24 protein-coding genes and 1 tRNA gene are annotated in these 26,401 nt (G+C 63.0%); 9 read left to right on the top strand and 16 right to left on the bottom strand.

Going from position 1 to position 26,401, the window contains the following annotated elements; translation table 11 throughout:
* Positions 1–77 precede the first annotated feature (77 nt).
* Positions 78–476, bottom strand: coding sequence for a DUF192 domain-containing protein (locus GL4_RS09795; protein ID WP_244462601.1), 399 nt, complete (start codon positions 474–476; stop codon positions 78–80).
* A 101-nt stretch (positions 477–577) separates the two neighbouring features.
* Positions 578–1,165 (bottom strand): cold-shock protein, encoded by a 588-nt coding sequence (locus tag GL4_RS09790; RefSeq protein WP_082025603.1) that lies wholly within the window; start codon positions 1,163–1,165, stop codon positions 578–580.
* Between the two features lie 470 nt (positions 1,166–1,635).
* Here GL4_RS09790 and GL4_RS09785 point away from each other — a divergent pair, with 470 nt between their 5' ends.
* Complete coding sequence (locus GL4_RS09785) at positions 1,636–2,055, top strand: VOC family protein (protein ID WP_045367019.1); 420 nt, start codon at positions 1,636–1,638, stop codon at positions 2,053–2,055.
* 43 nt (positions 2,056–2,098) lie between these two features.
* Here the strand turns inward: GL4_RS09785 and GL4_RS09780 are convergent.
* From GL4_RS09780 to GL4_RS09755, 6 genes are all read right to left on the bottom strand, one after another.
* Positions 2,099–2,173 (bottom strand) — tRNA-Glu (locus tag GL4_RS09780).
* 89 nt (positions 2,174–2,262) lie between these two features.
* Entirely contained in the window at positions 2,263–4,104 is a 1,842-nt protein-coding gene (gene recJ / locus GL4_RS09775; protein WP_342016308.1) for a single-stranded-DNA-specific exonuclease RecJ, read from the bottom strand.
* Positions 4,105–4,177: 73 nt separating this feature from the next.
* A complete protein-coding gene (gene glpX / locus GL4_RS09770; RefSeq protein ID WP_045367018.1) occupies positions 4,178–5,167 on the bottom strand; it encodes a class II fructose-bisphosphatase in 990 nt (329 codons plus the stop codon).
* A gap of 53 nt (positions 5,168–5,220) precedes the next feature.
* Positions 5,221–6,552, bottom strand: a complete 1,332-nt coding sequence (locus tag GL4_RS09765; protein WP_045367016.1) for a homoserine dehydrogenase — start codon at positions 6,550–6,552, stop codon at positions 5,221–5,223.
* 8 nt (positions 6,553–6,560) lie between these two features.
* Positions 6,561–7,793, bottom strand: a complete 1,233-nt coding sequence (locus GL4_RS09760) for an LL-diaminopimelate aminotransferase (protein WP_045367015.1) — start codon at positions 7,791–7,793, stop codon at positions 6,561–6,563.
* A gap of 114 nt (positions 7,794–7,907) precedes the next feature.
* Positions 7,908–8,147: a hypothetical protein gene (locus GL4_RS09755; protein ID WP_045367013.1), complete on the bottom strand. Its 240-nt coding sequence runs from the start codon at positions 8,145–8,147 to the stop codon at positions 7,908–7,910.
* Positions 8,148–8,301: 154 nt separating this feature from the next.
* Here GL4_RS09755 and GL4_RS09750 point away from each other — a divergent pair, with 154 nt between their 5' ends.
* Positions 8,302–10,149, top strand: a complete 1,848-nt coding sequence (locus GL4_RS09750; protein WP_342016307.1) for a PHA/PHB synthase family protein — start codon at positions 8,302–8,304, stop codon at positions 10,147–10,149.
* Between the two features lie 20 nt (positions 10,150–10,169).
* On the opposite strand, the gene argC is transcribed toward GL4_RS09750, so the two are convergent.
* From argC to rplM, 3 genes are all read right to left on the bottom strand, one after another.
* Positions 10,170–11,219, bottom strand: a complete 1,050-nt coding sequence (argC, locus tag GL4_RS09745) for an N-acetyl-gamma-glutamyl-phosphate reductase (protein WP_045367011.1) — start codon at positions 11,217–11,219, stop codon at positions 10,170–10,172.
* A 113-nt stretch (positions 11,220–11,332) separates the two neighbouring features.
* Positions 11,333–11,818 (bottom strand): 30S ribosomal protein S9, encoded by a 486-nt coding sequence (gene rpsI / locus GL4_RS09740; RefSeq protein WP_045367009.1) that lies wholly within the window; start codon positions 11,816–11,818, stop codon positions 11,333–11,335.
* A 5-nt stretch (positions 11,819–11,823) separates the two neighbouring features.
* The gene (rplM, locus tag GL4_RS09735) at positions 11,824–12,288 is read right to left on the bottom strand and encodes a 50S ribosomal protein L13 (protein ID WP_045367007.1); all 465 of its coding nucleotides are present in this window, start codon (positions 12,286–12,288) and stop codon (positions 11,824–11,826) included.
* A 214-nt stretch (positions 12,289–12,502) separates the two neighbouring features.
* On the opposite strand from rplM, the gene GL4_RS09730 reads away from it, so the two are divergent.
* Positions 12,503–13,300 carry an enoyl-CoA hydratase gene (locus GL4_RS09730; protein WP_045367005.1) on the top strand — a complete coding sequence of 266 codons (798 nt, stop codon included), beginning with the start codon at positions 12,503–12,505 and terminating at the stop codon, positions 13,298–13,300.
* Positions 13,301–13,306: 6 nt separating this feature from the next.
* Here the strand turns inward: GL4_RS09730 and GL4_RS09725 are convergent, their stop codons facing one another.
* Complete coding sequence (locus GL4_RS09725) at positions 13,307–14,350, bottom strand: hypothetical protein (protein ID WP_045367003.1); 1,044 nt, start codon at positions 14,348–14,350, stop codon at positions 13,307–13,309.
* Between the two features lie 67 nt (positions 14,351–14,417).
* Positions 14,418–14,882: a hypothetical protein gene (locus GL4_RS09720; protein ID WP_045367001.1), complete on the bottom strand. Its 465-nt coding sequence runs from the start codon at positions 14,880–14,882 to the stop codon at positions 14,418–14,420.
* Between the two features lie 68 nt (positions 14,883–14,950).
* Between GL4_RS09720 and GL4_RS09715 the strand changes: the two genes are divergently transcribed.
* Positions 14,951–15,472, top strand: coding sequence for a CoA-binding protein (locus GL4_RS09715; protein ID WP_045366999.1), 522 nt, complete (start codon positions 14,951–14,953; stop codon positions 15,470–15,472).
* A 117-nt stretch (positions 15,473–15,589) separates the two neighbouring features.
* Positions 15,590–16,876 (top strand): O-acetylhomoserine aminocarboxypropyltransferase, encoded by a 1,287-nt coding sequence (locus tag GL4_RS09710; RefSeq protein WP_045366997.1) that lies wholly within the window; start codon positions 15,590–15,592, stop codon positions 16,874–16,876.
* On the opposite strand, the gene GL4_RS09705 is transcribed toward GL4_RS09710, so the two are convergent.
* A complete protein-coding gene (locus GL4_RS09705; protein ID WP_082025602.1) occupies positions 16,855–17,985 on the bottom strand; it encodes a COX15/CtaA family protein in 1,131 nt (376 codons plus the stop codon). The genes GL4_RS09710 and GL4_RS09705 overlap by 22 nt on opposite strands.
* Positions 17,986–18,057: 72 nt before the next feature.
* Here GL4_RS09705 and GL4_RS09700 point away from each other — a divergent pair, with 72 nt between their 5' ends.
* Entirely contained in the window at positions 18,058–18,261 is a 204-nt protein-coding gene (locus GL4_RS09700) for a DUF2842 domain-containing protein (protein WP_045366995.1), read from the top strand.
* 22 nt (positions 18,262–18,283) lie between these two features.
* On the opposite strand, the gene GL4_RS09695 is transcribed toward GL4_RS09700, so the two are convergent.
* Positions 18,284–19,345: a polysaccharide deacetylase family protein gene (locus GL4_RS09695; protein ID WP_045369896.1), complete on the bottom strand. Its 1,062-nt coding sequence runs from the start codon at positions 19,343–19,345 to the stop codon at positions 18,284–18,286.
* 159 nt (positions 19,346–19,504) lie between these two features.
* Between GL4_RS09695 and GL4_RS09690 the strand changes: the two genes are divergently transcribed.
* On the top strand, positions 19,505–20,728 hold the full coding sequence (locus GL4_RS09690; protein WP_082025601.1) for a GNAT family N-acetyltransferase: 1,224 nt from the start codon (positions 19,505–19,507) through the stop codon (positions 20,726–20,728).
* Positions 20,729–20,802: 74 nt separating this feature from the next.
* Here the strand turns inward: GL4_RS09690 and GL4_RS16760 are convergent, their stop codons facing one another.
* On the bottom strand, positions 20,803–24,138 hold the full coding sequence (locus GL4_RS16760; protein WP_052464341.1) for an exopolysaccharide transport family protein: 3,336 nt from the start codon (positions 24,136–24,138) through the stop codon (positions 20,803–20,805).
* Between the two features lie 230 nt (positions 24,139–24,368).
* On the opposite strand from GL4_RS16760, the gene GL4_RS09680 reads away from it, so the two are divergent.
* Together GL4_RS09680 and GL4_RS09675 are read left to right on the top strand one after the other, a co-directional pair.
* Positions 24,369–25,040 (top strand): polysaccharide biosynthesis/export family protein, encoded by a 672-nt coding sequence (locus GL4_RS09680; protein ID WP_045366991.1) that lies wholly within the window; start codon positions 24,369–24,371, stop codon positions 25,038–25,040.
* 117 nt (positions 25,041–25,157) lie between these two features.
* A complete protein-coding gene (locus GL4_RS09675) occupies positions 25,158–26,243 on the top strand; it encodes a glycosyltransferase family 4 protein (RefSeq protein WP_244462600.1) in 1,086 nt (361 codons plus the stop codon).
* The last annotated feature ends 158 nt before the right edge of the window (positions 26,244–26,401 follow it).

Here is a 26,401-nt window from a genome sequence, read left to right as displayed (position 1 = left end):
AACACAACGAACGTTCAGACGGCTCTTTCATACTGAGAACCGCTGCGGGAGGCTAGTCCCGCGACGTTAAGACCCTCTCACCAGGTGCCTGACTTTTCCATCTCCCGGGCCGGTTCCGAACCGAGCCCCGGGAAGATCACCTGGTCGCCCGGCTTGAGCCCGATCCGGGCGGCCTCGCCGGCATTGAGCTCCAGGACCGCCTCGGCATCGCCGCCCGCGTCGATGACGTCCGTCGAGAACGGCTCCGTATTGGCCTCGATCCGCAGGACCGTCCCCTGCTCGGTGATGAAGATCATATCGAGTGGAATGTACGTATTCTGCATCCACATGGTTGCGCGCCGCGGCGGATCGTAGAGGAAGATCATGCCGTGGTCCTGCGGGAGCGAGCGCCGAAACATCAGCCCGCGCGCCTTCTCGCCGGGGCTGTCGGCTACCTCGACGCTATAGGTGTGATCGCCGCTGTCCGTCTTCAGCACCAGCGAAGCGGTGTCTTCGGCCGTTGCCGGCGTAAACGGCGCAAGGACGAGCGCGGCGGCGAGCCAAGCTGACAGGAGCCGCAGCGGACTAGGATTGGGGATTAGTGCGAGGCCGGCCCGTTGGCGCCGTCCGGTTTGATCTCGGCTGCCATGAGACCCTTGGGACCCCTGCCGAAGCGGACGAGAAGCGATTGTCCAGGACGAAGTTCTGTAAAGCCGCACCGCCGCAGGGTCTCCATGTGCACGAAAATGTCCAGCGTCGAGGGCCCCCGTGTCAGGAAGCCAAAGCCGCGGATACGATTGAACCACTTAACCATAACCCGTTCCCAGTCGCTTTCCGGAACAACCACGACGTGTGTGCGCTGGGGCAACTGGGACGGGTGGACGGCGGTCGTGTCGTCCATCTCGAGGATGCGGAAAGCTTGCAGACCCTTCGGACGGCGGAGGACTTCGCAGACGACCCGCGCGCCCTCATAGGCGGTCTGGTGGCCGTCGCGGCGCAGGCAGGTGACGTGCAGCAAAACATCGGGAAGGTCGTCGTCGGGGACGATGAAGCCGTACCCTTTCGATGCATCGAACCACTTGATCGATCCGGAGACCTCGAACACATCGACGGTGGCGTCGTCGATGGCGGCCTCTTCGGTACGATGGATAAGCTCCTCCTGAAGTGGCGATGCCTTCGCCGCCATGCCGCATTCCCCCGCTGTACTAAGTAGTGTCGACTCGATGCCGCAAAATACGAATCAAACTGTGCGTGTCTCCGAGGATAACATCGGCTGTTTCAACAGCCAGATTATTTTTGCTTCTCCTGCGTGCTTCTCCACAGTGCGGGTGCGAACGCACCATTGTGAGACACGTGCATCGGCAAGCATCTGATCGGTAAGCGAATCCGTTGGCCGTCGCGCGCAGGACGCTCCATGGCCGCCGACGACGCGAAATCTCGATGAAGTCCACTCAAACATTTCTGGCACCGATGAAATTCGGCGTTCTGTCATATGGGACCGGCAGCTGTGGGCCCGCTGCAACATCTGAAATAAAAATTTCATTCAGCCCATGTTTGAAGGGAGATTCGTCATCTTGCCATCATGCCGTTCGGCGCTTTAGGGTCGCCCCCAAAGCCAGCCCAACGACTGTTGGAACCCTCGGGAGGACGTAGCCGATGAAGTATCTCCACACCATGGTTCGTGTCGCCGATGTCGACGAGTCGCTCGACTTCTACTGCAACAAGCTCGGGCTCAAAGAGACTCGGCGCATGGAAAGCGAACAAGGCCGCTTCACGCTCATTTACCTCGCCGCGCCGGGCGACGAAGATAACGAGCTCGAGCTCACCTACAATTGGGACCCTGAAGAGTACGGCGAAGGACGCAATTTCGGCCACCTCGCCTACGAGGTGGACAACATCTACGAGACCTGCGACCGGCTCATGAAAGCAGGCGTGACGATCAACCGTCCGCCGCGCGATGGCTGGATGGCCTTCATCCGCTCGCCCGACAATATCTCGATCGAGCTCCTGCAGAAGGGCGAACGTTTGCCCGAGCAGGAGCCCTGGGCATCGATGCCGAATACGGGAAAGTGGTAGCGGAGAGAGGCGCCCTGCCGGCCGCCGCGGCAAGGGGCGAGAGTGGCACTCCCTAGGGGAATTGAACCCCTGTTTCCAGGTTGAAAACCTGGCGTCCTAACCATTAGACGAAGGGAGCGTACCGGGCCGAGCCCGCTGATATAGATAGCTTCGCGGCGTCTCGCAAGTCCGCTTGTTTAAGACGCCGTACCCTGCCTGGGCAAGCCCCTATGGCCGAGAATCTTGCGTTTCCGCGGCATCTTCGATCATCAGCTCGATGCGTTCCCGCCCCTGCCAGACCGACCGGCGCAGGTGGCCCGCTACGTGGAGTTGTCGGCCTTCCGAACCGCCCAGCATGTCGCCCAGCGGCGAGCCTTCGACCCGGAACGCGACGGCGTCTATGCGCCCGCCATCGGCGGCCTGCAGCGTGCAGCGGACATGCCCCCCGTTCAAGCTACGCAACCATGTAACCCGGTGTGCCGGGAACGCGAAGCGCGGCCTGGGATGACCTGGTCCGTAAGGTCCGGCACGCTCGAGAAGATCGAGCAGCTCCGGTGTGACGCCGCCGGCCGAGAGTGCACCATCGAGCCCGAGCGTGCGGCTTGCCGACGAGCGCGCGACGGAGGCCGAGAGGCGCTCCGTGAGAAACGCCGCCGCCTTCTCCCGCTTCTTCCAATCGAGCGTAAAGCCGGCAGCCATCGTGTGCCCGCCGCCTTTGAGGAAGAGCCCCTCCTCTACCGCGTCGCGCACCACTTCGCCGAGATCGACGGACGGGATCGAGCGGGCGGAGCCGGTCGCGATGCCGTTGCCGTCGAGAGTCATGACAAAGGACGGGCGCATGAAGCGTTCGGTGAGGCGTCCGGCGACGAGACCGACGAGGCCCTTGTGCCAATCGGCATCACCGAGAAACAGGAGCGGTGCGTCCGGGCACTTGTCCAGGGACTGCTCGGCCATGGCGATGGCCCCTTCCAGCATGCCCTGTTCGATTGCCTTGCGCTGGGCGTTGAGAGTCTCCAGCCGTGCCGCGATCGCGCCGGCCTCACTCTCGTCTTCGGTGGCGAGAAGGCGCGCGCCAAGACCAGAGGCGCCCACACGGCCACCGGCATTGATCCGTGGACCGAGTACAAAGCCAAGGCTGTAGGTGGAAGGCGCTTCGGTGAGCCGGGCCTCGTCGGCAAGCGCCCGCAGTCCGGCATTGTGCCGTAACCTCAAAACCTGCAGCCCCTTTGCGATGAAGGCGCGGTTGGCGTCCTTGAACGGCACCACATCGCAGACCGTGGCCAGCGCCACGAGGTCGAGCAGCCCGAGCAGGTCGGGCGCCAGGCACTTCTCATAAGCCCCCACGCGGCGCAGAGCGCCCATCGTTGCGACAAGGAACAGGAACACGACGCCCGCGGCCGCCAGATGCCCCTGCCCCGATAGATCGTCCTGCCGGTTCGGATTCACAACGGCGAAGGCATCCGGCAGCGCCTCTCCGGCCTGGTGATGGTCCAGCACGATGACCTCGGCACCGGCCGCGTTGGCGGCGGCGATGGCCGCGTCCCCTGCCGTCCCGCAATCCACGGTAAGGATCAGCCGGGCGCCCTCTTCCACGAGCCCGCAAAGAGCCTCAGGCGATGGGCCATAGCCTTCTGTGAGTCGATCCGGGATGTAGGTGAGGCAGCTCTGCCCGTGCGCCCTCAGGAAGCGTTCGATCAGCGCCACACAGGAGGCGCCGTCCACGTCGTAGTCGCCGAAGATGCCGACGGTCTCGCCATGGGAGATCGCCTCGGCCATGCGCTCGGCGGCCTTTGTCATGTCCTGGAGGCCGGCCGGGTCCGGCATCAGGGTCTTGAGGGACGGATCGAGGAAGCGTTCGGCTGTTTGGACGTCGGCGCCGCGCGCGGCGAGCACTCTCCCGAGCAGGTCGGGGAGAGCGTGCGACTGTGAGATGGCCGTCGCGGTGGATGCGCGGGCCGGGTCGAGCCGTTCCACCCAACGCTGGCCCCGCGCCGACCGCTCCACGCCCAGCATGGCCGACGTCTGCGGGGTGGCGGCTGTGTCGTCTTGGCGTTTCAAGGCTGCGGTCACGGTCGGGTCTGCGAGTAGCTGGTTCGGATTTGGTTCGGCCCGCAGAGTAGCCGATTCGCACCCGGCGCCCGGATCAGGCGAATTTCTTCGGGTCGGCGTGTTCGGTTCTGATCCAGCGCCTCGTGCGCGTGGAGGCGCGCATGACCAAGCTCTCCGTGGCGATCGCCGTCCGGGAACGGTGAACGCCCGCCATCATCGACCCGTCCGTGATGCCCGTCGCGGCGAAGCTGAGGTCGCCCGAGACCATGTCCTTCAAGGCGTAGGTCTTGGACAGGTTGGTGATGCCGGCCAGCTTGGCCCAGGCGCGATGCTCCTTGTTGAGTGCCACAAGGCGCCCTTCCATCTGCCCGCCAAGGCAAGTCAACGCGGCGGCGGCCAGCACACCCTCGGGCGCACCGCCGATTCCGAGATACATGTCGATGCCCGTCTGCAAGGGATCGGTGACATGGATCACGCCGGCGATATCGCCGTCACCGATGAGCCTAAGCGCCGCGCCGGCCGAGCGGATGTCTTCGATGAGAGTGCCGTGTCGCGGCCGGTCAAGCACGCACACGGTCAGATCCTGGACCCGCACGCCCTTTGCCTCAGCCAATGCATTGAGATTCTCCGACGGCGTCGCGGTGACGCTGACGATCCCCTCCGGATAGCCCGGTCCTATCGCGACCTTCTCCATGTAGATGGGCGGAACCTTGAGCAGGCTGCCGCGCTCGGCCACCACCAGTACCGACATGGCGTTGGGGAGCGCCTTGGCGCAGAGGGTCGATCCCTCGATCGGATCGACGGCTACGTCCAGAGTGGCTCCCGAGGGCGAGCCTTCGCCGATCCGCTCCCCCATGTACAACACCGGGCAATCGCCTTCTTCGCCCTCACCGACGACGACGACGCCGTTGAAGGGCAATCGGGCGAGCTCGCGATGCATGGTGGCCGCGGCCGCTTCGTCAGCGGATGCCTCGTCCCCGCGCCCGAGCCATTGCGCCGCAGCGACGGCGGTCGCTTCGGTCACCCGAACGATATCGAGCGCCAAGGCGCGGTCGAGTTCTGCCTTCTCAACAGCCTTTGACACGTCAAAACCTCCCTCGCTTCAACGCGCGCCATCTTACGCCGGCGCCATCGCCGTCAAAGCTTCTCGATTCGGATCATTTGTGGCTTCGAATCGACATGGCCGTCCTTTTGGATGGCAGCGAGCGCCTTTCGAACGGCGGCCTCCGTTGTCTCATGGGTGACCATGACGATACTGGCCTGCGGCTCGCCCTTCTTCCGGGGCGTCCGCCCCTCGCCGGGGCGTTCGCTGCTCGGACGGCGCTGAACGATGCTCTCGAGGGAAATGTCCTGCATCGCCATGCGTTGGGCGATGGCGGCGAAGGCGCCCGTCCGGTCGTAGACCGAGAGGCGAATGTAATAGCCGCCCTCATGCGCGCGCATGGCCGCCTTCTTGTAGGCCTTGAGGTTCGTGGCCTTGACGCCAAAGGGCCGCAGAACGATACCGCGGGCGATATCGATGATGTCGCTCATGACCGCCGATGCCGTCGGGCCGCCGCCGGCGCCGGGCCCGATCAGCATCACGTCGCCGACGAAGTCGCCATCGATCGCAACGCAATTGGATACACCGTCGACATTCGCGATGGCCGTGTCCTTGGGCACCATGGTCGGATGCACGCGCTGCTCGATGCCGCTATCGGTTCTGAGCGCAACGCCCAGCAACTTGATGCGATAGCCAAGGTCGGTCGCCGCCTCGATGTCGGTCGGGGTGATCGTTTCGATGCCCTCCACGTAAACAGCGTCGAACCGGGTCTTCGTGCCGAACGCGAGGCTCGTGAGCAGAGAGAGTTTATGGGCGGTGTCGAAGCCGCCGACGTCGAAGGTGGGATCGGCTTCCGCGTAACCCTGTTCCTGCGCCTCTTTCAGGACATCGGCGAAGTCGCGGCCTTCCCGCTCCATCTTTGTGAGGATGTAGTTGCAGGTGCCGTTGAGGATGCCGAACACCCGGGTAATGTCGTTGCCTTGCAGGCCCTCGCGTATCGCCTTGACGACGGGGATGCCGCCGGCCACGGCGCCTTCGAAGTTCAGGGCGACACCGTTCTTCTCCGCGAGCGCGGCAAGCGCCGGTCCATGATGGGCCAGCAGTGCCTTGTTGGCGGTGACCACATGCTTGCCTGCCTGTAACGCGGCCTCGACAGCCGCTTTGGCAGGTCCGTCTTCGCCGCCGATCAGCTCGACGAAGACATCGATCTCGGGGTCATTTGCCAGAGCGACAGGATCGGAGACGAAGCGCATCTTGGACACGTCGGCCCCGCGCTTCTTGCGCTTGTTCCGCGCCGAGACGGCGACGATCTCGATGGGCCGGCCGGTCTTGGCGGCAAGCGTGTCCGCGCGCGCGGCGATCAACTGCACGAGGCCAGTGCCGACAGTGCCGATTCCGGCCAGTCCAAGCTTCAGAGGGTCTGACATGGAAAGAGCTATAGCGTCCGCTGGGCTTTGGAGGCCAGAGGAATGACGTTGTGCAGCTCGTTGGCCGACTCGGTGAGGAACTTGCGGATGTTGCGGGCGGCCTGGCGAATGCGCTGCTCGTTCTCGACAAGCGCAATGCGCACATAGCCCTCGCCGTACTCGCCGAAGCCGACACCCGGCGCCACGGCGACGGATGCTCTCTCAAGAAGGAGCTTCGAGAATTCAAGCGAGCCGATATGGGCGAACATGTCCGGGATCGGCGCCCACGCGAACATCGTGGCCGGTGGCGACGGAATGGGCCAGCCCGCGCGGGTGATGGCATCCACGAGCGTATCGCGCCGGCGCCGGTAGACGCCCCGGATCTCGTCCACGCAGTCCTGCGGGCCGTTCAGCGCGGCCGCGGCCGCCACCTGGATCGGGGTGAACGCGCCATAATCGAGATAGGACTTCACCCGGGTCAGGGCCTGGATGAGGCGCTCGTTGCCGACGGCAAAGCCGATGCGCCATCCGGGCATGGAATAGGTCTTGGACACGGACGTGAACTCGACCGCGATATCCATTGCGCCGGGGATCTCGAGAAACGATCCGGGCGGTTCGCCCTCGAAGTAGATCTCCGCATAAGCGAGATCGGAAAGCACGATCAGGTCGTGCTTCTTGGCGTAGGCGACGACATCCGCATAGAAATCGCGGTTTGCGACCACGGCAGTCGGGTTCGCAGGATAATTGAGCACGAGAACCGACGGCTTCGGCACGCTGTGGCGCATGGCCTTGTCGAGCGAGACCATGAACTGGGAATCGGTGCTGGCCGGCAGATGCCGGATCACGCCGCCGGACATGATGAAGCCGAACTCGTGGATCGGATAGGTCGGGTTCGGGACCAGGATCACATCGCCCGGGGCGGTGATCGCCTGGGCCATGTTGGCGAAGCCCTCCTTGGAGCCGAGCGTGGCGACAACCTGCGTGTCGGGATTGAGTTTCACCCCGAAGCGACGGTCGTAGTACGCGGCCTGCGCCTTGCGGAGGCCCTGGATGCCCTTCGACGCCGAATAGCGGTTGGCCTTGGGGTCGCGGACCGTTTCCACCAGCTTTTCGATAATGTGCGGCGGTGTCGGCATATCGGGATTGCCCATCCCGAAGTCGATGATGTCCTCGCCGCGGGCGCGCGCACCGGCCTTGAGCTTGTTCACCTGCTCAAAGACATACGGCGGCAGCCGCTTGATCCTATGAAATTCGTTCTGCACGGACGGTTATCCCCACCCGATCTTTCTGAAATTGGGAGTCTGACGTTGAACCACGAAACGGCCCCGCCCGGCAAGCATCTCGGACTTTAGACCTTCGGTCGGTTCGCTTTGATTTTAGTTCGTTTTCGGTGTGCTTTTCACCTGTTTGACCTGAGCCTCTTGCCGGTCCTTCTCCTGCTTTAGATCCGTAATCGCCGCTTCACGCTCCGACTTCGTCAGCGTGTTGTCGTAGCTACGGATGGCGTCGCTGAACCGCTGCAGAGGGCCCTGATCCGGCAGACTGCTTGCACATCCAGACAAAAGGATGACGGACAGAACTGCCGCCAGCCGGTAAGCTGACTGTAAAAAATACACGACGCTTTTGCTCTAATGGAGTTTCCCCTGGCGAACCGACCCGCCAAATCGCTATATTGCATAGCACAATGACAAGTTCGGCGGAAGCTGGCGCAACCACGCTACGACAAATCGGCGGAAATGTGGTCCTGGGGAGAGAGATCGAGGCACTTCAATGCGTGACGACGGCCGGGATGGAAAAGCTGGGGCGGGAGGTCCCACGGGCGGCGACAAGACCGAAGACGAAGCGCAGGACACGATGAATTTCGATGCGTTCGCGCGGAACATGGTGCGCCTGTTCGACCAGGGTGCGAAGGTCGCCTCCTCGTTAGCCGAGCGCAACGCGTCGAGCGGGAACAGCCCTTACAGCGTGGCTTCCGAGGTCGGCGAGGCCGCCAAGACCCTCGGGTCGGTGGCGCAGGCGTTGGTCTCGAATCCGAGCAAGCTGGCCGCCGCACAGGGCGACCTCTTCAGCAGCTACGCAAACCTCTGGGGACGCTCCGTCCGCAAGTTTCTGGGTGAGGACGTCGAGCCGGTCGCAGAGCCCGACCCCGGCGACAACCGCTTCAACGATCCCGGTTGGTCGGAGAATCAGTACTTCGACTTCTGGAAGCAGGCCTACCTGATCACCTCCCGCTGGGCTGAGGACGTGACCAAGAACACGGAAGGCGTCGACGACAAGACGCGGCGCAAGGCCATGTTCTATTTGGGGCAGGTCCTGTCGGCGATGTCGCCTTCCAACAATCCCTTCACCAACCCCGAAGTGGTCCGGACGACGCTCGCCACCAATGCTGAGAATCTGGTTCAGGGCATGGCGCTCCTCGCCGAGGACATCGGTCAGTCCAAAGACCTTTTGCGTGTGAGCCAGACCGACCTGTCGGCCTTCGAAGTCGGTCGGGATTTGGCGATCACGCCAGGCAAGGTGATTTACCAGAACGAGCTGATCCAGCTGATTCAGTATGAGCCGACCACGGAGGAAGTCTCGAAGACGCCGCTGATCATCGCGCCGCCGTGGATCAACAAGTACTACATCCTCGATCTCAAGCCAGAGAAGTCACTGGTCAAATATGCGGTCGACCAGGGTTTCACGGTCTTCATGATCTCCTGGGTGAACCCCGACTCGAACTTGGCGCAAAAGACCTTCGAAGACTACATGCACCAAGGCATTCTCAAAGCCGTGGAGGTCGTGAACCGGCAGCTCGGGCTGCATCATGTCAACCTCATGGGGTATTGCGTGGGCGGCACGCTGCTCGCATCCGCACTGGCCTATTGCGCGGCAAAGGGGGACGACAGGATCGCAACCGCGACCTTCCTGACAGCGCAGGTCGATTTCACGGAGGCCGGGGACCTCCTGATGTTCATCGACGACGCGCAGCTCAAGTCGTTGGAAGAGATGATGGCCGAGCGCGGCTATCTCGACGGCTCGCGCATGGCGGCGGTGTTCAACATGCTGCGGCCCAAGGACCTGATCTGGCCTTACGTCGTGAACAACTATCTCCTGGGCAAAAAGCCCTTCCCCTTCGATCTCTTGTTCTGGAACGCCGATTCTACGCGGATGCCGGCAGCGAACCATGCGTTCTATTTGCGCGAGTTCTATCATGAGAACCGTCTCAGCAAGGGTGAGATGGAACTCGGGGGGGTCAAGCTCGACCTCTCGAAGATCACGATCCCGATCTACGAACTGTTCACACGGGAAGATCACATCGCCCCTGCTGCCTCGGTCTACCGGGGAAGCCAGCTCTATGGCGGCGATGTGCGTCTTGTCATGGCCGGGTCAGGCCATATTGCGGGCGTTGTGAATCCTCCCGCGAAGAAGAAGTACCAGTACTGGACGGGTAAGCCCGCCGAGACCTTCGAGGCGTGGGTCGAGGCCGCCAAGGAGGTGCCGGGTTCGTGGTGGCCCGACTGGGCGGCGTGGCTCCAGAACCTGTCGGGAGAGAAAGTGCCGGCGCGCGATCCCTCGACGGGGCTGTTCCCGCCGATTGAGGACGCTCCCGGCAGCTATGTGAAGGCCCACGACTAATTCCCGACAGGCGTCGTCGCCTACGGGAACAGCGGCAGCTGTTCCAGCGCGGTGGTCTCGTCAAGGCCGTACATCACGTTGAAGTTCTGCAGCGCTTGGCCGGCCGAGCCCTTCACCAGATTATCGATCGTGGAGATCACGATCGCCCGGCCGGGAATCCGGTCGGCGAAGACGCCGATATGGCAGTAGTTCGATCCGCGCACGTGCTGTGTCGCCGGAATGACGCCCTCCTCGACCACGCGTACGAACGGGCTGCCCGCATAAGCGTCTTCAAGCCCCTGACGGGCGTCGTCCGCAGTCTTGCCGGTGCCGAGCTGGACGTAGCAGGTGCACAGCTCCCCCCGCGTCATGGGCACGAGATGGGGCGTGAAGTTCACGGTCACGGAGGTGCCGGCCGCTGCGCCGAGCTCTTGCTCAATTTCGGGTACGTGCCGATGCGTGCCGACGCCGTAAGGCGATAGCCCTTCGCCGGCTTCGGAGAACAGAATGTTCTGCTTCAATGAACGGCCCGCGCCGGAGACGCCCGACTTGGCATCGATGATGATGCCGTCTGTCGCGATGAGCCCGGTCTTTGCCAACGGAAGAAGTGCCAGTAGCACCGCCGTCGGATAACACCCGGGACAAGCGACGAGACGGGCATCGGCGATGGCGTCGCGATAATGTTCGGTCAGGCCGTACACCGCGCCGTCGGCCAGTTCGGGCGCGCCGTGCTCCCCACCGTACCACTGCGCGTATGTACCGAGATCCCGCAGACGGAAATCGGCGGACATGTCGACCACCTTGACGTTTTCGGGGAGCTTGGCGATCTCGCTATGGGCCGTGCCGTGCGGCAGACCGCAAAAGGCCACGTCCACCTCGTTCCAGTCCACCTCGTCCGACGTCACGAGCGCCGGCAGGTCGAGGCTTGCGAAGTGCGGATAGACCTTCGCGAGCGGCTGGCCGGCATGGGCCTTCGCGATCAGCGCCGTGATTTCGATATTGGGATGTCTGGCTGCAAGCCGGATCAAATCGGCGCCGGTATACCCGGAAGCGCCGAGCACGGCGGCCCGGATCGTCTGTGTGCTGGTCATGTCGACCCCGGAAAGGTTGACCCGCCTCCGGCGGGCTTTGACGGCTCAAAACGAAAAACGGGAGAGAGGCAGCGCCCCTCTCCCGCAACAATTCAGAACAAGCGTGAGAGTTACTAGCGCTTGGAGAACTGGAAGCTGCGGCGGGCCTTGGCTCTGCCGTACTTCTTACGCTCGACCGTACGGGCATCCCGGGTCAGGAAGCCCGCCCTCTTGAGAACGGAGCGCAGCTCCGGCTCGAAATGGGTGAGCGCCTTGGAAATGCCGTGACGCACCGCGCCGGCCTGGCCGGAAAGACCGCCGCCGGAAACCGTGCAGACCACGTCGATCTGTCCCTCGCGGGCAGCTGTCACCAGCGGCTGCTTCAGGATCATCTGAAGCACCGGACGGGCAAAATAGGCCGTGTGGTCTTTGCCGTTCACGGTGATGTTGCCGGGGCCCTGCTTCACCCAGACACGGGCGACGGCGTCTTTACGCTTGCCCGTGGCGTAGGCGCGGCCGAGATCGTCGACCTTGCGCTCGTAGACGCGTTGCTCGGATGCGGGGGCGTCGCCCTCGGTCTGCAGCTGAGCCAGATCTTCTAGCGTGTTCGTTTCGCTCATGGCTCCTAGACGCTCCTTGCGTTCTTCGTGTTCAGGGCAGCGACATCCAGCGGCACGGGGTTCTGCGCCTCGTGGGGATGCTCGGGGCCCGCGTAGACTTTGAGGTTCTTCAGCTGCTGGCGGGCCAGCGGGCCGCGCGGGAGCATGCGCTCGACGGCCTTATGCAGCACGCGCTCCGGATGCTTCCCATCGAGCACTTTCTCGGCGGTACGGCTCTTGATGCCGCCCGGATGGCCGGTGTGCCAGTAATAGGTTTTCTCGGCGCGCTTGTTGCCCGAGAAGATCACGTCGCCGGCGTTGATGACGATGATGTTGTCGCCATCGTCCAAGTGAGGCGTGTAGCCGGGCTTGTGCTTGCCGCGCAGCCGCGTCGCAATAAGCGCCGCGAGTCGGCCTACCACAAGGCCGCTGGCGTCAATCAGAACCCAGGACTTTTCGATGTCCTTGGGCGTGGCGGAAAAGGTTTTCATGGTTCGCGTCACTCTTGCGTCTCAACCGAAAGATCGGCGCTTCTAACGGTTGGTTTGGAGGCGGTCAAGCGGATTTAATTAAGCACGTAAAATCAATATACTAGGTATGTGGTATTAAATTACCTCCATAGAGACGGCTGAATCTACGTGAGTTTTCCTCCAGTTGGTGTAAGCGAGTTGGCGGCAAACCCAAAGAAAGCAATCCGGGGCAACGATGAGCGACGACGAGAACATCCTTTTGAGCGAAGACCAAGGCGCGGTCCGGGTGCTGACACTCAATCGGCCCAAGGCCCGGAACTGCCTGTCGATGGATCTCATGACGGCCGTTCGCGGCGCGTTGGCCGACGCGGCGGAGAGCGATAGCGTCCGCGCCGTCGTGCTGACGGGCGCGGGACCCGCCTTCTCGTCCGGCCACGACCTGAAAGAGCTCACGGCCCACCGCAACGACCCGGACAAGGGCCGTGCCTTCTACGAAGACACCATGCGCACCTGCGCAGAGATGATGCTGGCCATCGTTCGCTTGCCGAAGCCCGTCATTGCTGCGGTGAACGGGATTGCGACGGCGGCCGGCTGTCAGCTCGTGGCGACCTGCGATCTTGCCGTCGCTGCTACCGATGCCCGCTTCGCCACGCCGGGCGTGAATATCGGTCTCTTCTGCTCGACACCCATGGTAGCGCTGAGCCGTAACGTGTCGCGGAAGGCGGCGATGGAGATGTTGCTTCTGGGCGAGATGGTCGGCGCCGAGGACGCCATGCGGCTTGGACTCCTGAACCGGGTGGTCGCCGCCGACCGGGTTGTGAACGAGGCCGTTGCGTTTGGGCGCACGATCGCGAGCAAGCCAGGACGGACGCTGAAGATCGGCAAGGAAGCTTTCTACCGCCAGGCCGAGATGCCGCTCGACGAGGCCTACCGCTACACCGCTTCGGTCATGGTCGAGAACATGCTCGATGCCGAAGCCGAAGAAGGCATCGGGGCCTTTCTCGACAAGCGTGAGCCGAACTGGCCGCGCTAGCACCCACTAGTAACTGAGCGAAAGCCCGAGCTTCGCCAAGTCTACGTCCTGTCCCGTCTCGAGGAGTTGGCCTTTACGGTAGCTCAGCGTGAGCCCGAGATGGCCCTTATCGTCGAGAGCCATCGTGACCGACGAATCCAAAAGCTCGTAATCGAGTTCGGACAGTGTGTCGTAGAGCCAGCCGTAGGTGACTTCGAGACTGAACCTTTGGGCCCACCACGGAACGTCAACGAATTCCTTGATGCCATAGAGGTTAACGGTGACCGCCGGCCCTACCCGCAGAGCCTCGTTCCGGTCGGCGAAGATCGGCTGCAATGCCGCTTCCGACAACTCCGAGACATACTCGCCGTAAATCTTCGGCGTGACGGTCCAGAGGAAGTTGCGCCCAAAGCCCATTGGCTGTCCGAAATAGCGCAGGACCGTCTTTCCGGTGCGCAGATAGCCGATGGGCTGCCACTCGGCGCCCACGGACCAGTTCTTGGCGCTGCCGTCGAAGCTCGAAACGACTTCGGCATCGATGTCGAAATAGTGCGTCGCGCCCAACACATTGGCGACGGAGAGTTCGAACACGGCTCCATACGTCAGATTGTCGATACCGTCGACGACGCTGCCGCCGCTCGCCACCCTGTCGAAATAGGCGTAAGGGGCGAACGCGAGGTTCTGCACGTAAGGGCTATAGCGCTGTGTCTGCCCACGGTGCATGAACCGCGCCGCGACGACACCCTGTGCAGACCAGACTTCATCGTTTGATATTGCGTCGTCGGCCCAGGCGAATTGTGCGCCCTGGGCATCTTCGAAACACGTTGGCGAGATGATGCTGCCGATTGCATCCTTCGACCGCCGGAGGAGGATTGTTCCGGCGCAGTCGCCGCCGAATAGCGATGCGAGCGGTCCAGCAGTCAATACCTCCGCCGTAACATCCGTGGCAGCTGAAATCCGGAGAGGTTCCGGCCATTCGGTCTGCGCCTCAGCCGCACCAAGACCAGCGATAACGATGCCGGCGCCCGCTAGTGCCCTCAGAATGCCTCTTGCCAAAATGCCTTTTGCCATTGTCCGAACCCCCCTGTTGGTACTCTGGCGAAACGGTTCGTCGTGCTCCTCGTTGGCTCGTCCTAGGCTAGCGTTCCCCGTGGGCGGCTTTCTCGCGCGATGAGGTGCGGCGCCTTACGCGCACGGCCTTCTTGCTTTCGGCTACATTGCCGGTCGTTGGTTTGCGTTGAATGGCTGTCCTGCGCCGCGATTTGGGGGCACGCGGGTTTCGCTTCGCCGTTTGTGCCGTTCGGACTGATTTTCGTGTTCGCGTGCCGCTGCCGGCCTTCCTGGCGGAGCGTTTGGACCAGATGAGATCCACGATCTCTTCGACTGTCTTGAGCGGCGCCATCTCATGGGCATCCAGCAAGACACCGAGCTGGTCCATCCAACCGTATTTGTTTATGTCGTTTGCGACTTCCGCCCACGCTCTATCCGAATAGCCGTAGGCCCGTCGCACGTTCATCCCCGGCGTGGGCATGCGGCGCCCACGCGCGAAATAGGCGATGACGTAGGCGCGTACTGTGCTCTTGGTAATGGAATAGAGTTTCATGCTCTGATCCCCCAAGAGTCTTTATACACGCATTACGTGTTTTCAGGCAATGTGCACGCGGAATAGTAATGAACCACGACAGTTATCCGGACTCCTACATTCGCGACATTCTCCTTAAGCACCGGACGTTCGCCGTGGTCGGCGCCAGCGCGAAGACGACGCGGCCGAGCTACTTCGTGATGAAGTATCTCCTGTCCAAGGGCTATGACGTGATCCCGGTGAATCCGGGTCTCGGCGGACAGACGGTTGTCGACCGAACCGTCAGTGCATCGCTCGACGACATCGGCCGGCCCGTGGACGTTGTGGATATCTTCCGCAATTCAGAAGCGGCGCTTGGCATCACCGAAGACGCCATTCGCATCGGTGCGAAGGTGGTCTGGATGCAGATCGGCGTGCGGAACGACGAGGCCGCGCATCTCGCCGAAGATGCCGGGCTCAAGGTCGTCATGGATCGCTGTCCGAAGATTGAGTACGGGCGGCTGTCCGGCGAGATCGGCTGGGCGGGCGTGAACTCCCGCACGCTTTCAAGCAGGCGGCCCGTCCTTGCCGCGAAAGGCGGACAGCAGAGAACTTTGCGCGACGACACTTAGCGCGAAAGTTCCAAGCGTTCGTCGCTGTAAAACACAAGACGCGCGGGGCCTGATCCCCTAATCTCGCCGGGCTTGCAAAGGCTCGACGGTTAGATCGGCAGCTCGTGGGAGGAAACAATGTCGGAAGAGCGTACCCCTGGATTCAATACACTCGCCATTCACGCCGGCGCGCAGCCGGACGCATCGACGGGCGCGCGGGTGACGCCCATTTATCAGACCACGTCCTATGTGTTCGACGACGCGGATCATGCCGCCGCGCTATTCAATCTCGAGACCTTCGGCAACATCTATTCGCGGATCATGAACCCCACCCAGGCGGTTCTCGAGGAGCGCGTGGCGGCGTTGGAAGGCGGCACGGCCGCCCTCGCCGTCGCATCCGGTCATGCGGCGCAAGCCATCGTCTTCCACACGCTCATGGAGCCAGGCGCCGAGTTCGTCGCCGCACGTCAACTTTATGGCGGCTCGATGAATCAGTTCGGCGAAGCCTTCAAGAAGTTCGATTGGCACGTCAAATGGGCCGATACCACGGACGCGGAGTCGTTCCGCGCGGCCATCACCCCGAAGACCCGCGCGATCTTCGTGGAGTCGATCGCGAACCCGGGCGGCATCGTTACGGATCTCGAAGCGATCTCGGCCGTCGCCAAGGAAGCGGGCGTACCGCTCATCGTCGACAATACGCTGGCGACGCCCTATCTCACCCAGCCGAAGGAATACGGCGCCGATATCGTCGTGCACTCACTCACCAAATTCCTCGGCGGTCACGGCAATTCGGTCGGCGGTGTCATCGTCGATTGCGGCACGTTTGACTGGATGGCGACCGACCGTTATCCGTCCCTGTCGGCGCCTTGCGCCAGCTATCACGGCATGACGCTCGGCGAGACGTTCGGCAACTTTGCGTTCGCCATTGCTTGCCGGGTGCTCGGGCTTCGCGACCTCGGGCCCGCGATCTCGCCCATGAACGCCTTCCTCATTCTCAACGGGATCGAGACATTGCCCTTGCGGATGCAGCGACACTGCGACAACGCCAAGCAGGTCGCCGAATGGCTGTCCGGTCACGAAAAGGTGGCCTGGGTGAACTACGCCGGTCTTCCCGGCAACGGCTTTCACGCGCTTGCCCAGCGCTATGCGCCGAAAGGCGCCGGTGCCGTCTTCACGTTCGGACTGAAGGGCGGTTACGAAGCCGGCATCGCCCTTGTCGGCAAAGTGGAACTCTTCAGCCACCTCGCAAATATCGGTGATACGCGGAGCCTCATCATTCATCCGGCCTCGACGACTCATCGTCAGCTCGGGGATGAAGCGCGCGAGCGTGCCGGTGCGGGTGCAGATGTCGTGCGGCTGTCCATCGGCCTCGAGGATGTCGACGACATCATTGCCGATCTGGATCAGGCGCTCGCGGCTGTCTGACTGCGTGCCGGCGCTTCGCCGGCTACGCACCGCCAAAAATGGTAGAGCGCGGCTGCAAAGACGGCGATGGCGCCAGCCTGGTGGGCAAGGCCGAGTTCGATCGGCACGAAGCTGAGCAGCGTCCAGATCCCGAGCGCGACTTGCAGCAGCGATAGAACTGCAAGCGCCGTCGCGCTGGGCCGCAAGCCATCGGTATCGGGGTTGCGGGCCAGCCAAACGGCCTGAAGCACGGCCGCGAGGACGACCGTGTACCCCAGCACGCGATGGTCGAACTGCACCGTCAGCGGGTTTTCGAAGATATTGAGGTACCACGGCTCCGCGGCGCCGAGACCGGCTGGAATGACGGCCCCGTTCATCAGCGGCCAGGTATTGAAGCCCATGCCCCCATCGATGCCGGCGACGAGCGCGCCTGCCAGGAGCTGTAGGTATACCAGGACGAGGACAACACCGGCGACAAGCGCCGGCGTTCTCGCGGCCACAGCCCCTCTAGGCCCGCGTCCGAGATTGAGGATGAGCCATAGCGTGTAGCCGAAAATCAGGACCGCGACGCCAAAGTGAGCCGCCAGACGGTATTGGCTCACATCGACCCGGTCCACGAGGCCGCTCTTGACCATGTACCAGCCGAGCGCACCCTGGAGGCCCCCGAGAACGAAGAGACCCAGCAGACGGGGCAGCAAGGGCCGCGGGACATAGCCCGCGAACCAAAAAGCGACGAAGGGTACGAAAAAGACGAGCCCGATGAAGCGGCCGAGGAAGCGATGGGCCCACTCCCACCAATAGATCGCCTTGAAGCCCTGCAAATCCATGCCCTGATTGACCTGGGAATATTCGGGGATCTGCTTGTAGGCGTCGAATGCCTCTTGCCAATGGGCGTCGGATAAAGGCGGTATGGCGCCGACGATCGGCTGCCATTCCGTGATGGACAGGCCGGAATCGGTGAGGCGCGTGGCGCCCCCAACGAGGATCATGGCGACGATGAGCAGCGCGACAAACGAAAGCCACAGGCGCAACGCCCGGACATGCCATGGCGGCATCGCTTCGGTGCCGGATGCTGCTACCACAGGCTGCACGTCGGGCTCTGTACTGGGCTGCGTGGCGGAAACACTCATGGGCGCGGTGATAATGGCCTCTTCGTTGGAACTCAATGGCCGGGCCGCATCCGTGTTGCGGGGTGCGACGACATGAGCGGACCGGTGCGCAAGTTCGTTGGCACGATCATGCTGCTGGTCTTTCTCGTCGTCTATATCGCGATTGCGGCGGCAATCGGCTCCGGCCGCATTGCCGAGACGAATAGCGTCTTCCAGTTCCTCTATTTCCTGGTCGCGGGGCTTCTGTGGGTCGCTCCCGCAGCGCTGCTCATCCGGTGGATGGCCCGTCCCGACTAGGGGCGTCGAGAACCGTCGCGCCTCAAGCGGCATCCACCTGCTGGAATCCGTTCCAAATGGCGAAGGGCGCGCCGGTCAGGTACAGGGCCGTATAGGACAGGTCTTGAAATTCCCCATTCAGCGACACGCGCGGCAGCGCCGTGAGGTGGTCCTTGTGGGCAGGAAAGAGCATGCCCTTGCGCGTGGTGACCGCCGTGCGAAAGCCGGCGCCTTCAGCCAGCGCAAAATCGCGTGGGCCCGCGCTGCCCGGATCGCCATAGGGATAGGCGAAATGGGCCGGCCGCGTGCCAAGCTCGGCCTCCAGACGGTCGGCGCTTTCCACGATCTGCGCCAGCGCTTCGTCTTCGGGGAGCTTCGCGAGGGCGAAGTGATCCTTGGTGTGGGCGCCCATCGTGACGAGCGGCTCGGCCGCCATGTCGCGAAGCTCATCCCACGTCATGATCAAGTCGCGGCATTGTTTCGAAAGGTCGATGCCATGGCGTTCGGCAAGCTCGCGGACTTTGGCGCGCATGTCTGTCTCGGGGAGCGCGCGCAGCCACCAGTAGATCTTCTCGTAGGCGCGGGTCTTGTCCGCGTCAGTCCCGGTTGGAAGCCGCCACGGGGCGACGTCGCGGTCGATCGAGATCTCGTCGGGCGCGCGGTCGATGGCTTCTTCCAGCGCGACCCACCACAACTCGCCATGGCCGCTCGGATAGGCGGTCGGAATGTAGAGCGTAAGCGGCACGTTGCGGGCCTGGAACAGCGGCAGAGCATGTTCCTTGTTGTCCCGATAGCCGTCGTCGAAGGTGAAGCAGGCAAAGCGCCCCCCTGCCCCATGCCGGAGACGTTCGGCGGCGTCGTCGAGTGTGACGATATCGAGCCCTGCCTCGAGAACCTGATCCAGGACGTTACCCAGAAACTCCGGGCTCACTTCCAAAATGCGATTGGGCGCGTACTCCCGCGGGACACCTGTTTCAGGTCTCACCCGATGGAGCATGAAGATCAGTCCCTGGCCTTGGGTGAACGGCGCAAGCAAGCGGCCGGCTCCCGTTCGGTGAAGGCCCGTGAGCGCGGCGCGCATTACGGCGGCTTTACCCTTCGCCATCGTTGTCTCCCGCATTCACAAGCATCAACCGTTAACCTCGCTCTGCCAAGGTCCCTGCATCGTCGTGGTTAGTCTGACGCCGGTTTCTTGCGAAAGAATTGCTACGAAACAAACGGTTCTCACCGCTATCTACTAAACTGTCGCGATAAGGTTCAATCGATGGGTTTTACGGCTTTGGCTCGATCTGGCGCGCAGACATCCGACATGGAAGCGGTTCGAACGGACGACCTCTCGTTCGAGACGTCCGCGGGTCTCGTCTCGATGAAGATGACCTCCGATTTGCAAACCATTGCTTCGGAGTGGCGCGCAATCGAGGCTGCGGTGTATTGCACCAGCGCACAGACGTTCGACTGGGCTCGTGCGTGGTCGGCGCATGTGCTCGCCGCGCAAGGCCGGTCGCCTGTCGTCGCGATTGGATATGGGAGCGACGGGCAAGTTCAGTTTCTACTGCCGTTCGAGACCAAGACGGTCGGCGGCCTGACGGTGCTGCGCTGGCTTAGCCAGGACCACGCCAACTATTTGTTCGGCCTGTTTCGTCTCGCATTCGCTTCGGCGCTTTCGAAGTCGGACCTATCCCGCATCCTCAACGAAGTCGGCCGGTGGTCGGGAGCGTCGGTCGCCGCACTCGAGGCCCAACCTTTCGACTGGGGCGGCACACCCAATCCATTTGGCCTGCTCTCGCACCAGCCCGCGCCCAATAGCGGTTTCGCGGTTCGGCTCGGCGACTTCGAGACACTCTATTGCGAGCGGTACAAAAAGCGCGCGCGTCAGAGCCTGTTGCGCAAGGAACGGCGTCTTTGGGAAGCCGGTACTCTCGAATATGGCTGGGCCGAGACCACGCAGGAGAAGCGTGAGGTGCTCGAGACGTTCTTTGCCCAAAAGGCAACCCAGTTTGCCGCCATGGGTGTGACGGATATCTTCACGCCCGAAGCGCGCGCCTTCTACGCTGCGCTGGTCATGTTGCCCGAGGACAGCCCAAGCCGCTTACGGCTCGGCTATGTCGCGTTGAACGGCGAGATTCTCGCTACCTTTTCGGGAACGGTCGTTCACGACAGAGTGAACGTGCTCTTGTCGTCTCTGGCGGACAGCCCCTTCCAGCGCCAGTCGCCGGGGGCGCAGCTCCTGCGCCACCAAATCGAAGAGGCGTGCAATGACGGCCTCGCCTATTTCGACCTCGGAGTCGGGGCGGCGCGGCACAAATCGGAATGGAGCAATGAGGTCTATCCGTTGTTCGACAGCTATCTCGCGCTGAAGCCCCAGGGACTTGCCGTGACCTTGCCCTTTACGGTCAAGAGCGCCTTGAAGCGCACGATAAAATCGAACCCGCGTCTTTGGGCCTTGGCTCAGACGGTGCGCAGAACGATCAAAGGCGGTCACGCCTAAGACGCGCTGTTCTATTGCGGTAGTTTCCAAATCTCAAATTGATGCTTGCGGTCCGGCTGGGTGGAACGGGTTGGTCAAACCGCGACTTTGCGGCCGAACAGCGAGAAGCGCCGCTGCCTGTGCTTCATGGGCGTGCCGTTAACAACGATTGGACATCCCAGACGCTGAATGACCGATAGCGGCTCCCGTTGATCCTCGGGCGTTGTCCTCGGCGGCAAGACCGCGACGGCCACCGGAAGCTCGAACTTGAGGGCCGGCATCAGGCTATCGATGGCTCCCATGTCGGCGTGCAAGACCACGCAGTCGTAGGTCTGTGTCAACGCTTCGAAAACCCGCATGAAGTTGTCCGGAGCATCGTACCCGTCGTTGAGGGTCGGATTGCCTGCCGGAATGATCTGGAGCGTCGTTCCGTCGTCGAGATTGACAACATCGGCGAAATCCACTGCGCGCGCGGCAAGGTCGGAAAAGCCGGGTACGCGCGGCATGTTCAAGCGTCCGGAAACGACGGCTGCGCCCTTGGCGAGATCCACAAGCACGACTTGTTCGTTTCGGCTCGCGAGATCCCGGGCGATGTCGATGGCCGCCTGTGGTGACGGCGAGCGAGCAGATGTTCCGGAGACAAGCAACGCACGGGGAAGACCGCCGGTCGAACTCTTCAGTACCGTGCCAACGACCTCCTGAAGTGACCCCACCACGGGCCCCGGCAGCTCCATGTTCGGTTCGGCGGTAGTCTGCATCTCCGGCTCGTCAACTTCGTCGGAGGCCGCGATCCGCTGCGTCAGGTAATGACGCAGGTCATTGGGACTGAGGGCTGCCATCTCACTCTCGTTTTCATGCAGTTGTGAATGATCGTTTCGCGCCGCTTTCGAGGCGACCGCCGACTCGTCGGTGCTCTCCGTGGCTTTTTCCTTCGCCTGCTTCCCGCGCAAGCGGCCGAACAATCCAGCTGCCAGGCCTTTCGCGGACGAAGCCGCCTCTTCCGCCTCGCTCCGCTTGATCGCGTCTCGGCGGATCCGTTGAACGAAATCCGTAGTCGACGAAGCCGGTGGCTCGGACGTGGAAGCGGCGTTGTCTTCCGCTTCTTCGCTGGCCGGTTTGTTGGCAGCGGGTTCCTTGGGGGGGCTGGCTGTTTTTTCCGGTGTGGACATGGCGGTTTTGGACATGGCGGTTTTGGCCGCAGCGGCGGCGGCCGGAGCCGCTAGGGCCGCGAGAACGTCGGTATCCTTGCTCGTGCCTTCCTCGGTCTGCGTCTCGGCGCGCTCCGACGCTTCTTGCGCCGATGCGCCCTGTGCCGATGCATTTTGGGGTTCGGCCGGCCCAGTAGAGGCTGCCTTTGGAGGCTGAGCCTGCTTATCGGGCGACGGCGCGGCCGGCTTGGCGGCTTCCGGCGTAGCCTGCTCCGGTGTGGCTTGCTCCCGCGCATCGAGCGTTGCGCTTCGGGGCTCGCTGACCGCGAGCCATGACGGCCGCTTTGCCGGCTTCGACGTGCGCCATTTGGACCTCTGGCGCTTGTTCTGGGTCTCGTCCCGCTTCGGCGTCTCCGCGAGCTTTTCGGCTGGTGCCGCTTCGCGCTCTGTGTCTGGCTTTGGCGCTGCCGCCGCTGCGACGACGCCTGCCGGGGCGGTCTGCTTGGGCACGCCCGCATCATTGGGCTTCACTGAGCCTTGCGTGGGCTGCGGCATAGGCGCCTTGTCCCGGGCAGCCTCCGCGTCGGACTGCGGGCCCTTCGCTGCGTCCGGTGGCCGATTAGCTTGCTGCGGCTGGGAAGGAGGTTGCTTGGCCTTCGTCTTTCCGCGCGTTTCGGATGTCCGGCGAGCCTCGATGATCGGCTTGCCACCGGCCCCCTTGGGCTTGCCTTGCGACGGCTTGATTGGCGCCGGCTGCGCCGGGGCCGGCTTGGCCGGTGGCGCGTTCATCCTGGTGAGGGCCAACATTTCAGCACGGGACATGTACTCGGGTTCACTGGGGACGAGTTCCTCGCCCGCGTAGAAGTCCGACGGTGTCTCCCGCCGCGGCGGCGCGCCGCTGACGATGATCGTTTTCGCAAGCACGGTCCCGATGGACAGGAGCGCGGTCGCAGCGATGACAAGAAGCGTGATGGGTCCGCGCCGCGGGAAGGACGGCAGGACCGATGCGTGGGCGCGCGAGACGATCGCCGCTTGCGCCGGCACTGCGCCGACGTCGTGACGCGCCGAGGCGTCGCGATAACGCGCAAGATACGATTCCAGCAGGTCCCGGTTCGCCTTCGCCTCGCGCTCCAGGGCGCGGAGCTTGACCTCCGCTTCGGATTGACCCGAGGACCGGCTCTTTGCGGCTTCGAGACTTGCCCGCAAGGAGGCCTCGCGGGCCGCGGCGATCTGCGCCTGATTCTCCAGGCTTTGAACCACCTTCTTTGCTTCTGTGCGGATCTGCGCGCGCACGTCGGCCAGTTCCGATCTCAGCTGCTGGATGCGCGGGTGGGACGGCAGCAAGGTCGCCGACAGTTCCGCAAGCTGGCGCTGCACCAGAACCCGTTGCTCGATCAAATTGATCACCAACTGCGAATTCAGCACCTCGGGGGTTGCATCGATGTCGCCGCTGGTCGCCAGCATCTGCTTGATCAGCTTGGCGCGGGCCTGCGCCTCCGATTCTTGCGCTTCCGCCAGGATCAACTGGCTGTTGAGCTCCGAGAGCTGTTGGGCGTTGAGGGTGACGTTGTTGCTCCCGGCATACAAACCCTCCGACGCCTTGAACGTCTCCACGGCGGCTTCCGATTCGGCTGTCGCCGTGCGGAGTGCCTTGATCTGCGCGTCGAGCCAGGCGGTCGCGTCTTTAGTTTGCTCGATCTTCGCGTCACGCTGCCAGGTGATGTACACATCCGCCAACTTGTTGGCGACCTGCGCGGCAAGCTGCGGATCGCCGGAGGTATACTCGATCGCGATCACGGACGAGTTCGAGAGCTGAAACACGGTGAGATGTTCGGCCACGGCATTCGCGGCGCGCTCTTCCAGCGACTCCTGAGTCGAGCCCCCAAGGCCGATGGCTCTGAGCAGACGGACGATCGGGCTGCCCCCTGCATCGCGCAGGAAGGCGGCGTTCTGTGTGAGATCGAGATCTTTGACGACTTGCAGAATGAGATCGCGCGAGTTCAGAACCTGCACTTGGCTTTGGACTGTCTGCTCGTCGACGGTGACGCGATAGTTCACTGTCGACTGGTCGTTGGTCGGACGGGTGAACGCCGTTTCCTCATTCTGAACGAGAATGCGCGCTTCGGAGGTGTAGAGCGGACGCATCATCGACAGTGCGATGAAAGTGATCGCTCCGGCCAACAACGACAGCGCGATGATCCTTCCCTTCGCGCGCCATAGCGCAGCCCCAAGACTTCCCAGGTCGATGTCGTCCGCCGGCGGCACGCTTGAGGAGTTCGTCACGGTTCAAGACTCGTTCTTTGAATCAACAAATCATTAGCAATAAGCCCAGATTGCCGTAACCAAAGCTTTAAGCGCCGCATCGGTTTAGCACGGCTGTTTTCTGAGCTTGGCGATTGTGGCGCAAACCATAATGACACGGAAAATCAGCATTTATTAACCATGCCGGGGGTAGGTTCGGGACGTATCGGCGCCTGTTTGGGCGTCGTTCGACGACGTCCTGGAGCCGCTTGATGACCACGTGCCGTATCACGGTCAGTGCCAAAATCCTCACCCTCTTGCTCGTGGTTCTCGCGAGCGGCCTGTCGGGGTGCAAAGGCGGCGCCATCCCAGGGCTGAGGACGCCGGATCTCGCTCTTTCCACGCCCGCGCCCCTGCCCGGCCCCGGCCGGCTGTTCCCGCCCGGCGCAGGCCGCGCCCCGCCCGGCGTCCCCGTCGTGCCCCACGCCAACTACACGCTGGATGCAGGCGACCGCGTCCGCATCATCGTGTTCGGGCAGCAGAACCTCTCGAACGTCTACACGGTCTCGGCCTCCGGCACCGTCGCCGTGCCCCTGATCGGACAGGTTCGCGCGCGGGGCCTCACCGCCGACGAACTCGCGCGCCAAGTGGCCAGCCGCCTGCGCAGCCAATACATCAAGGACCCGAAGGTCACCGCCGAGGTCATCACCTACCGGCCCTTCTACATCCTCGGCCAGGTCACGCGCCCGGGCCAATATCCGTTCGCCCAGGGCCTCACCGTCGAGAACGCCGTCGCCATCGCCGAAGGCTACACGCCGCGCGCCAAGCAGCGCTTCGTCCGCCTCACGCGCAAATTCGACGGCGTCATGTCCACCGTCATGGTCCCCACCGACTATCCCGTCCAGCCAGGCGACACTATTTACGTCCTCCAACGCGTGTTTTAATGCTCTGAGCGAGATCGCCACTTCTCCTCAAGCCCTCCGGTTCCCGTGAGCTCAGATTTCCGAATACTGCATTGTCTGCGCGCGCCGGTCGGCGGACTCTTTCGACACGTACACGACTTGGCGCTGGGACAAGCGGAACTCGGGGCGGAAGTCGGTATTGTCTGCGATTCCACCACGGGCGATGCGGATAGCGATGTGGCGCTGAGCCGGCTGAAAGACAGTTGCAGCCTGGGCCTCACGCGGATCCCCATGGCGCGCAAGCCTCACCTCAGCGATTGGAGCGTCTACCGGCGGATCGCAAAGATTGGCCGCAAGCTGGGGGTCGACGTGCTCCACGGTCACGGCGCCAAAGGCGGCGCCTATGCGCGCCTGGCGGGAAAGTCGCTTCGCAAGAAGAGAAATGCGAAGGTCGTGTACACGCCCCACGGCGGCGTCGTCCACTATTCGCCCTCGTCCCTTTCGGGCAAACTTTACTTCAAGCTCGAGCGCAAGCTCATGCCGATGACCGACGGCTTCATCTTCGAGAGCATGTATGCCGGCAATCGCTACGCGGAACTCGTCGGCCGCCCGGAGTGCCCGGCCCGGGTGATCTACAACGGGCTGCACCGGCACGAGTTCTACGAATCTCTCCTTGCCGACGATGCCGTCGACTTCGTGTTTGTCGGCGAACTGCGCAAGCTCAAGGGCGTCGACGTGTTCCTGGAGGCGCTGGCTCAGCAGCAGAGCGTCTTTCCCGGACGGGCCATCATCGTCGGATCGGGGCCTGACGAGAAGTATTTCAAGCGGCTGGCGCGCAAGCTGGGGCTCGCAAAGCAGGTGACGTTCTCGGGCCCGCAGCCCGCGCGGACCGCGTTTGTGCGCGCCCGTTGCGTGGTCATTCCTTCGCTCGCTGAATCGTTGCCGTACATTCTCCTGGAGGCGGCGGCCGCGCAGATGCCGATCATCGCCACAAAGGTTGGCGGTATCCCGGAAATCATCGGTGACATTCCCATGCCGCTCATCCCGCCCGGAGACGTCGATGCGCTCGCGGGCCAATTGCGCAGCTTCCTTTCGGACCCAAGACCGTATTTGCGGCGGGCCGCCGAACTGCAGAAGCATGTCGCGAACATGTTCTCGGTCGACATGATGACCCGGGAAGTGGTCGATTTTTACATCACCGATCTCGGCGCGGGCCTGCACAAAATCCCCGACGGCACCGCCTAAACTGCTTCTTAACCCTGGCCTTACTCAGTCGGCCGATTGGCTGTACGCTAAACCGATCCAAAAGCTGCTCCATGCGATAGTTCCGCTCGGGACAATGCGACAGCTCGCCGCCGGACGGTGCGCTGTGTCGGGTTTGAGCGGCCGCAGATGCCGCATTT

Origin of the sequence: Methyloceanibacter caenitepidi (assembly GCF_000828475.1) — a bacterium.
Classification (GTDB): Bacteria; Pseudomonadota; Alphaproteobacteria; order Rhizobiales; family Methyloligellaceae; genus Methyloceanibacter; species Methyloceanibacter caenitepidi.
Note: the sequence above shows the minus strand (reverse complement) of the source record. Positions and strands in the feature narration are given on the sequence as shown.